This window comes from Streptomyces sp. McG3, from assembly GCF_018619185.1.
Lineage (GTDB): Bacteria > Actinomycetota > Actinomycetes > Streptomycetales > Streptomycetaceae > Streptomyces.
Map to the genome: position 1 here is coordinate 1 of NZ_JAAXYC010000365.1, position 7,201 is coordinate 7,201.

Below are 7,201 nucleotides of genomic sequence, written 5' to 3' on the forward strand. Positions count from 1 at the left end.
CGGCAACGTCGGCACGATCGGCGCGGTCCCGCACCCCCGCCGTGAGGAGCCCCGCGAGGAGCCGCCCACGGAACCGGAGCCGGTACAGCAGGCCGCCGACGAGGAGCCGCCCGCCGTGCCCGCCCCCGGGCCCGAGGACGCGCCGCAGCTGGAGGAGTGGTCCCAGGAGGACAACGACTTCGCCGACCGCGCCTACGAGGAGTTCAGCGCGTACACGGACCAGGAGGGCCAGTACCCGAACGTCGAGACCCTCGACATCCACCTGGCCGACCGGCACGACGTGCACCACCCCCGGTCGACCGAGCTGCTCCAGGACCTGATGCCGCAGTTCAGGGACCTCTACATGCGGCGCGTGACCGCCGACCAGAGCGCCTGAAGGCAAGACGTACAGGCGTAGGCGCACAACCCCACAGCACGGCGGAGGGCCGCCGCCCGGGAGGGATTCCCGGGCGGCGGCCCTCGTCGTCCGTACCGCGACGGCGCTACGCGCCCAGCAGCCTGCGCACCCGGTCCGCCCCCACCGCGAGCAGCAGCGTGGGCAGGCGGGGCCCCGTGTCGCGGCTGACGAGCAGCCGGTAGAGCAGGGCGAAGAAGGACCGCTGGGCGGCCTTCAGCTCGGGGGTCGGCTTGGCGTCCGGCTCCAGGCCCGCCAGCGTCTTCGGCACGCCGTAGACGAGCGTGGTGAGCCCGTCCAGCGACCAGTGCGCGTCCAGCTCCGCCAGGAGGAGGCGCAGCGACTCGCGGCCCTGGTCGTCGAGCGAGCCGAGCAGTTCCTTGTCGGGCTCGTCCCGGACGATGGTGCGGGCCTCGGCCGGGACCTGGGTGGTGATCCAGTTCTCGGCCCGGTCGAGGCGCGGGCGCGCCTCGTCCAGCGAGGTCAGCGGATTGGCCGGGTCCAGCTCGCCGAGGATGCGCAGCGTCTGGTCCTCGGCGCCGGCGGTGATGTCGGCGACCGAGGCGAGCGTCCGGTACGGCAGCGGGTGCGGGGTGCTGGGGAGCTCCCCGGCCGCCGTGCGGACGGCACGGGAGTACGCGGCGGCGTCGGCGGGCAGCACCGTGCCGTCGGCGACCTTGCGGCCCAGCGAGTCCCACTCGTCGTACAGCCGCTGGATCTCCTGGTCGAAGGCGATCTTGAACGACTGGTTGGGCCTGCGGCGGGCGTAGAGCCAGCGCAGCAGCGGCGCCTCCATGATCTCCAGGGCGTCGGCCGGGGTGGGCACCCCGCCCTTGCTGGAGGACATCTTGGCCATGCCGGAGATGCCGACGAAGGCGTACATGGGCCCGATGGGCTGCACGCCGTCGAAGACCTCGCGGACGATCTGGCCGCCGACGACGAAGGAGGAGCCGGGCGAGGAGTGGTCGACGCCGCTGGGCTCGAAGATCACGCCCTCGTAGGCCCAGCGCATCGGCCAGTCGACCTTCCACACGAGCTTGCCGCGGTTGAACTCGTTGAGCCGGACCGTCTCGGCGAAGCCGCACGCCGAGCAGGTGTAGTTCAGCTCGGTGGTGTCGTCGTCGTAGGAGGTGACGACGGTGAGGTCCTTCTCGCAGTTGCCGCAGTAGGGCTTGTACGGGAAGTAGCCGGCGGTGTTGCCGCTGCCGTCGTCCTCGGCGGCGGCGCCGGAGCCCTCGGCGGCCTCCAGCTCGGCCTCGTCGACCTTCTTCTGCTGCTGCGGCTTCTTGCCGCCCTTGCCCTGGGCCGCGGGGTCCTTCTTCGTCCGGTAGCGGTCCAGGACGGCGTCGATGTCGGCGCGGTGCTTCATCGCGTGCAGGATCTGCTCGCGGTAGGTCCCGGCGGTGTACTGCTCCGTCTGGCTGATGCCGTCGTACTCGACGCCCAGCTCGTCCAGGGCCGCCGTCATGGCGGCCTTGAAGTGCTCGGCCCAGTTCGGGTGGGCGGAGCCGGCCGGGGCGGGCACCGAGGTCAGCGGCTTGCCGATGTGCTCCGCCCAGGTCTTGTCCACGCCCGGGACCCCGTCCGGGACCTTCCGGAAGCGGTCGTAGTCGTCCCAGGAGATGAGGTGGCGCACGGTGTACCCGCGGCGGCGGGCCTCGTCGGCGACCAGGTGCGGGGTCATGACCTCGCGGAGGTTGCCGAGGTGGATCGGGCCCGACGGGGACAGGCCGGAGGCGACGACGACCGGTTTGCCAGGCGCACGACGCTCCGATTCGGCGATGACATCGTCCGCGAAGCGGGAGACCCAGTCGGTCTCGGTGCTGGTCTGACTCTCGGCCACGGTCGGCACGTCCTTCTCTCGTCTGTCGTTTCCCGATGGGGTACGGACCATTCTCCCAGCTACCCCCCGCAGCGCGAAAACGGCTTTACGCCCCGTGGGATACTGGGGAGATCCCTTGGACACCCAAGAGAATCCCTCGTACCCCCTACGGAAACGGCAGCCAGACATGGCCTCGGTCCCTTCCCTCGCTTCCACGCTCCAGCAGCAGCTGGCGGACGCCCTGACGGCAGCTCTGCCGGATGCCGGCGCCGCGGACCCGCTGCTGCGCCGAAGCGACCGGGCCGACTTCCAGGCCAACGGCATCCTGGCGCTCGCCAAGAAGCTCAAGGGCAATCCGCGGGAGCTGGCCGCCCAGGTCACCGACGCCCTCCCGGCGGGCGGGCTGATCAAGGACATCGAGGTCTCCGGGCCCGGCTTCCTCAACGTCACGCTCACCGACCGGGCGATCGTCGAGACGCTGGCCGCCCGGGCGGCGGACGGCGAGGGCCGGCTCGGCGTGCCGCTGAAGGAGAACGCCGGGACGACGGTCATCGACTACGCCCAGCCGAACGTGGCCAAGGAGATGCACGTCGGCCATCTGCGGTCGGCGGTCATCGGCGACGCCGTGGTCAGGATCCTGGAGTTCACCGGCGAGAACGTCGTCCGGCGGCACCACATCGGCGACTGGGGCACCCAGTTCGGGATGCTCATCCAGTATCTGATCGAGCACCCGGGCGCGCTGAAGCACGAGGGCGGCGCGAGCGACGGCGAGGCGGCGATGTCGACGCTGAACCGGGTCTACAAGGAGTCGCGGGCCCTGTTCGACGCCGACGAGGAGTTCAAGGCCCGGTCCCGGGACCGGGTGGTGGCCCTCCAGGCCGGGGACCCCGAGACGCTGGAGCTGTGGCACCGCTTCGTCGACGAGTCGAAGATCTACTTCCACTCGGTGTTCGACAAACTGGACATGGTGATCGACGACCCGGACATCGTCGGTGAGTCCGGCTACAACGACATGCTGGAGGAGACCTGCCGGATCCTGGAGGAGACGGGCGTCGCCGTCCGCTCCGAGGGTGCGCTGTGCGTGTTCTTCGACGATGTGAAGGGGCCGGACGGCAACCAGGTCCCGCTCATCGTGAAGAAGACGAACGGCGGCTACGGCTACGCGGCGACCGACCTCTCCGCGATCCGGAACCGGGTGCGGGACCTCAAGGCGGACACCCTGCTGTACGTGGTGGACGCACGGCAGTCGCTGCACTTCAAGATGGTCTTCGAGACGGCCCGGCGGGCGGGCTGGCTGAACGAGGACGTCAAGGCCGTGCAGCTCGCGTTCGGCACGGTCCTCGGCAAGGACGGCAAGCCGTTCAAGACCCGTGAGGGCGAGACCGTGCGGCTGGAGGACCTCCTCGACGAGGCGGTTCAGCGGGCCACCGCGGTCGTCCGGGACAAGGCCGACAAGGTGGGCCTGTCCGAGGAGGAGATCGTCGGGAACGGCCGGTACGTCGGCATCGGCGCCGTGAAGTACGCGGACCTGTCGACCTCCGCCGTACGGGACTACAAGTTCGACCTGGACCAGATGGTGGCGCTGCACGGCGACACCTCGGTGTACCTCCAGTACGCGTACGCCCGGATCCAGTCGATCCTGCGCAAGGCCCAGGGCGCGGTCCCGGCCGCCCACCCGGAGCTGGAGCTGGCCCCGGCGGAGCGGGCGCTCGGTCTGCACCTGGACCAGTTCGGCGAGGTCCTCGCCGAGGTCGGTGCGGGCTACGAGCCGCACAAGCTGGCCGCGTATCTCTACCAGCTGGCGTCCCACCTCACCACGTTCTACGACCAGTGCCAGGTGCTCAGCCCGGACAACGCCCCGGAGGTCGTCGAGAACCGGCTCTTCCTGGTCGGGCTGACCGCCCGGACCCTGCACCAGGGGATGGCGCTGCTGGGCATCCGGACGCCCGAGCGGCTCTGACCCGAAGCGTCCGTACGTACGTGGGCAGGTCCGTCCGGGTCAGGGTGCGGTGAGTTCCACGACGACGTCGTAGACCGCCGGGTTCGGTGTGACCGGCCGCGCGGTCCGCTCGCGCGCGGCCCGGGTGCGGGAGGCGAAGTCGGGGTCGGCGGTGGCGGCCTCCCACGCCTCCTGGCTCTCCCAGTGGGAGACGTTGACGAGCTGGAAGCGGGAGTCCGAGGAGCGGGCCCGGTGCATCCGCGAGTCGACGAAGCCCGGCTTCTCCCGCATGAGGCGGGCCCGCTCCTCCCACTTCTCGACGAACGCGTCGAGTTCGTCGGCGGAGATCTCGAAGACGTTGATGAAGGTGACGGGCGGGTCCGGCGCCCCGTCGACCGGGAGGTTCTCTGTGGTCATGCCCAAAGCGTAAGCAACGGGCAGGAGTTGAGAGCCTCCCGCTGTCTTCGGCGCGGTCCGGGGCCGCCTACTGCGGGCGGCCCAGCGCCCATCCCGACACGTCGGCGAGGCGTCCGCGCCACAGCGGCAGGGAGACCGGGTTCATGGACCCGACGACGAGCGTGACGTCCCGCAGATGGATCCAGCGGGGCAGCCGGGATGTCTCCGCGTCCTCGTCGGCGCGCAGTTCCCGTACGCCCTGGTCGACCGTCTCGGGGAATTCTGCGAGCAGGTTGGCGCCCTCGCCCTCGACCTGGCGCAGGCTTCTGGCCCACTCGGCCTTCCACTGCTCGTGCCCGATGACGTCCCCGTGCAGGAGGCCGCCGGGGTGCGTGAGGGTGAGGGGCAGGCTGGAGCGGGGGTCCTCGTCGAGGAGCTGGATGAGCAGCTGGAGCTGAAGGTCGGGCAGGGGTTCGGTGATCACCGCGGCGGACGGTGCCGGTGAGGTGGCTGCGCCGGTGCTCATGGGGCCTTCCCTTCACATGGAGGACGACGGTCGTCCTCCCCACCTGCCCCGGCGAGCGCGCGCGCACGCCTCCGGGGGCCGGCCGGCCTCAGAGGAAACGGCGGATGGGCACGACGGCTGCTTCCCGGGCCCGCTGGAGGAGGTCGCGGCGCTTCCACCGGCCGCGCTCGATCAGCACGCTCTTCTCCCGGTCCTCCTCGAAGTGGCCGTCGAGGGTCGCGGTGAAGTCCTGGTCGAGGACGGCGAGCATGACTTCCTCGTCGTGGTCGAGGGAGCGACGGTTGAAGTTGGTGGAGCCGATGAGCGAGGCGACCCGGTCGATGGTGAGGGACTTCGTGTGCATCATCGTCGGCTGGTACTGGTAGATCTTCACGCCGCAGGCGGTCAGCTCCTCGTAGAAGCGCTGCCCGGCGAGCTGGCAGACCCGCTTGTCGGTGTGCGGGCCGGGCAGCAGGATCTCGACCTCCACTCCGCGCCGGGCGGCGGCGCAGAGGAGCCCGGTGAAGTAGGCGTCGGGCGCGAAGTAGGCGGTGGTGAGGCGGATGCGCTCCTCGGCGGACTCCAGGACGACCCGGATCAGGGTCTGCATGTCCTGCCAGCCGAAGGAGGCGGAGCCGCGCACCACCTGGACGACGGCGTCGCCGTCGTGCTCCTCCGTGACGAACCGGTCGTGCTCGTCGAAGAGTTCGTCGTGGCACTCGGCCCAGTTCTGGGCGAACGCGGCGGCCAGCCCGTCGACGGCGGGCCCGGTGACCTTCACGTGGGTGTCGCGCCACTCGCGTTCGTTGCGGGCGTCGCCGCACCATTCCTGGGCTATCCCGACGCCCCCGGTGAACGCGGTGCGCTCGTCGACGACGAGGACCTTGCGGTGGCAGCGGTGGTTCTGCTTGAGCGGCGAGAGGTAGAGGGGCTTGCGGAACCAGGTGACGGTGACCCCGGCCTCGTCCATCAGGGCCAGCTGGTCCTTCTCGATGAGCCGCGACCCGAACCCGTCGAGCATGAGCCGCACCCGGACCCCGGCGCGGGCCCGGTCGGCCAGCGCCTCGGCGAACTCGTTGGCGATGTCACCCCGCCAGTAGACGAAGGTCATCAGGTCGATGGTGTGCTCGGCGCCCTTGATGGCGTCCAGCATCGCCCCGAAGATGGCGTCGCCGTTACGGAGCGGCACGAGGGCGTTCCCCTCGGTGGCGGCGATCCCGATCAGCCGCTCCAGTCTGCGTCTGAGCCGCAGGGACCGCTCCTCGCAGGTGCGGGCGTCCAGGGCCGTGGGGTCGAGGGCTTCTGCTTCGGCTTCGGCGGTAGCGGACATGGGTCACCTGGTGGGGAGGCGGGCGGGCACGGCCGGCCGGCCGGAGCCGGACGGACCGCGAGGACCCGGCGACTGTACTCCTGTGCGAATCCGGACGGAATCGGCCCTCCGCCGCGAGGGGCGCGTACGAGCCGCTCGGAGCGCGGACGGGAACCGGACCGGGACGCGCGTCAGGCCGCGGGCTGCCACCCGACCTCCTCGTTGCCGTAGAGGTACTCCGGCCGCCCCTTCATCCCGCTGAGGCGGAACGGCTTCCCCTGGTCGTCGATCCGCAGCACGCCCTCCTTGCCGCCACTGCTCCACTCCAGCTCCAGGTACCAGGTGACGTCGTAACTCACGGCCTTCAAGTCGAGGTTGAAGACCTCCACGTCCTCGGACGACACCCGGTACGGGAAGTCCACGGCCGGAACCTCGATGTCCCCCTGCGTCCCCGGCACCGGCCGGAGGGTGGGGTGCCCTGCGTCGAGGTGGGACGCGAAGGTCTGCGGCATGATCCCGCTGCCGCAGCCGTTGCCCATCAGGTACGCCGACCAGGGCAGCGGGGCCTTCCTCGAGATCACCCGGATGTTCATGCCCTTGAGGACCACCGCCTCGCGCGAGGTCCCCTGCACGGTGAGCTGGAGCAGCATGTTCCCGGCGTCGACCCCGCCGTACGACTCCGCCCAGCCGCGCCGGTCCTGCGGCGCGGGCGGCGGGTCCAGGTTCTCGGGTCCCCGGTCCACCAGATAGTGCTGGCCGCAGGGTTCGTCCCAGTTGTACGACGAGATGCTGACGGCCGGCGGCGCACCGAGCCCCGTACCGCCACCGCCCCCACC

At 70.8% G+C, this 7,201-nt stretch carries 5 protein-coding genes and 2 pseudogenes; 2 read left to right on the top strand and 5 right to left on the bottom strand.

Translation table 11 applies throughout. From position 1 onward, the window contains the following. Positions 1–376 (top strand): annotated as a pseudogene (locus HET64_RS34305) (hypothetical protein); the annotation flags it as partial. Between the two features lie 106 nt (positions 377–482). Here HET64_RS34305 and lysS read toward each other — a convergent pair. After that, a complete protein-coding gene (lysS, locus tag HET64_RS34310) occupies positions 483–2,246 on the bottom strand; it encodes a lysine--tRNA ligase (protein ID WP_215111159.1) in 1,764 nt (587 codons plus the stop codon). 157 nt (positions 2,247–2,403) lie between these two features. Between lysS and argS the strand changes: the two genes are divergently transcribed. Next, a complete protein-coding gene (gene argS / locus HET64_RS34315; RefSeq protein WP_215111160.1) occupies positions 2,404–4,176 on the top strand; it encodes an arginine--tRNA ligase in 1,773 nt (590 codons plus the stop codon). A gap of 39 nt (positions 4,177–4,215) precedes the next feature. Here argS and HET64_RS34320 read toward each other — a convergent pair whose 3' ends face one another. The 4 genes and pseudogenes from HET64_RS34320 to HET64_RS34335 all read right to left on the bottom strand — a co-directional run. Then, positions 4,216–4,572 carry an antibiotic biosynthesis monooxygenase gene (locus HET64_RS34320; RefSeq protein WP_215111161.1) on the bottom strand — a complete coding sequence of 119 codons (357 nt, stop codon included), beginning with the start codon at positions 4,570–4,572 and terminating at the stop codon, positions 4,216–4,218. A gap of 67 nt (positions 4,573–4,639) precedes the next feature. Continuing rightward, positions 4,640–5,077: a hypothetical protein gene (locus HET64_RS34325; protein WP_215111162.1), complete on the bottom strand. Its 438-nt coding sequence runs from the start codon at positions 5,075–5,077 to the stop codon at positions 4,640–4,642. 88 nt (positions 5,078–5,165) lie between these two features. Beyond that, a complete protein-coding gene (locus tag HET64_RS34330) occupies positions 5,166–6,386 on the bottom strand; it encodes a phosphatidylserine/phosphatidylglycerophosphate/cardiolipin synthase family protein (protein WP_215111163.1) in 1,221 nt (406 codons plus the stop codon). 170 nt (positions 6,387–6,556) lie between these two features. After that, a pseudogene (locus HET64_RS34335) lies at positions 6,557–7,201 on the bottom strand (transcriptional regulator); the annotation flags it as partial.

Excerpts from the sequence above, each read along its gene's own strand:
- HET64_RS34320 (WP_215111161.1), bottom strand. The coding sequence starts at position 4,572 with ATGACCACAGAGAACCTCCCGGTCGACGGGGCGCCGGACCCGCCCGTC.
- argS (WP_215111160.1), top strand. The coding sequence starts at position 2,404 with ATGGCCTCGGTCCCTTCCCTCGCTTCCACGCTCCAGCAGCAGCTGGCG.
- HET64_RS34325 (WP_215111162.1), bottom strand. The coding sequence starts at position 5,077 with ATGAGCACCGGCGCAGCCACCTCACCGGCACCGTCCGCCGCGGTGATC.
- HET64_RS34330 (WP_215111163.1), bottom strand. The coding sequence starts at position 6,386 with ATGTCCGCTACCGCCGAAGCCGAAGCAGAAGCCCTCGACCCCACGGCC.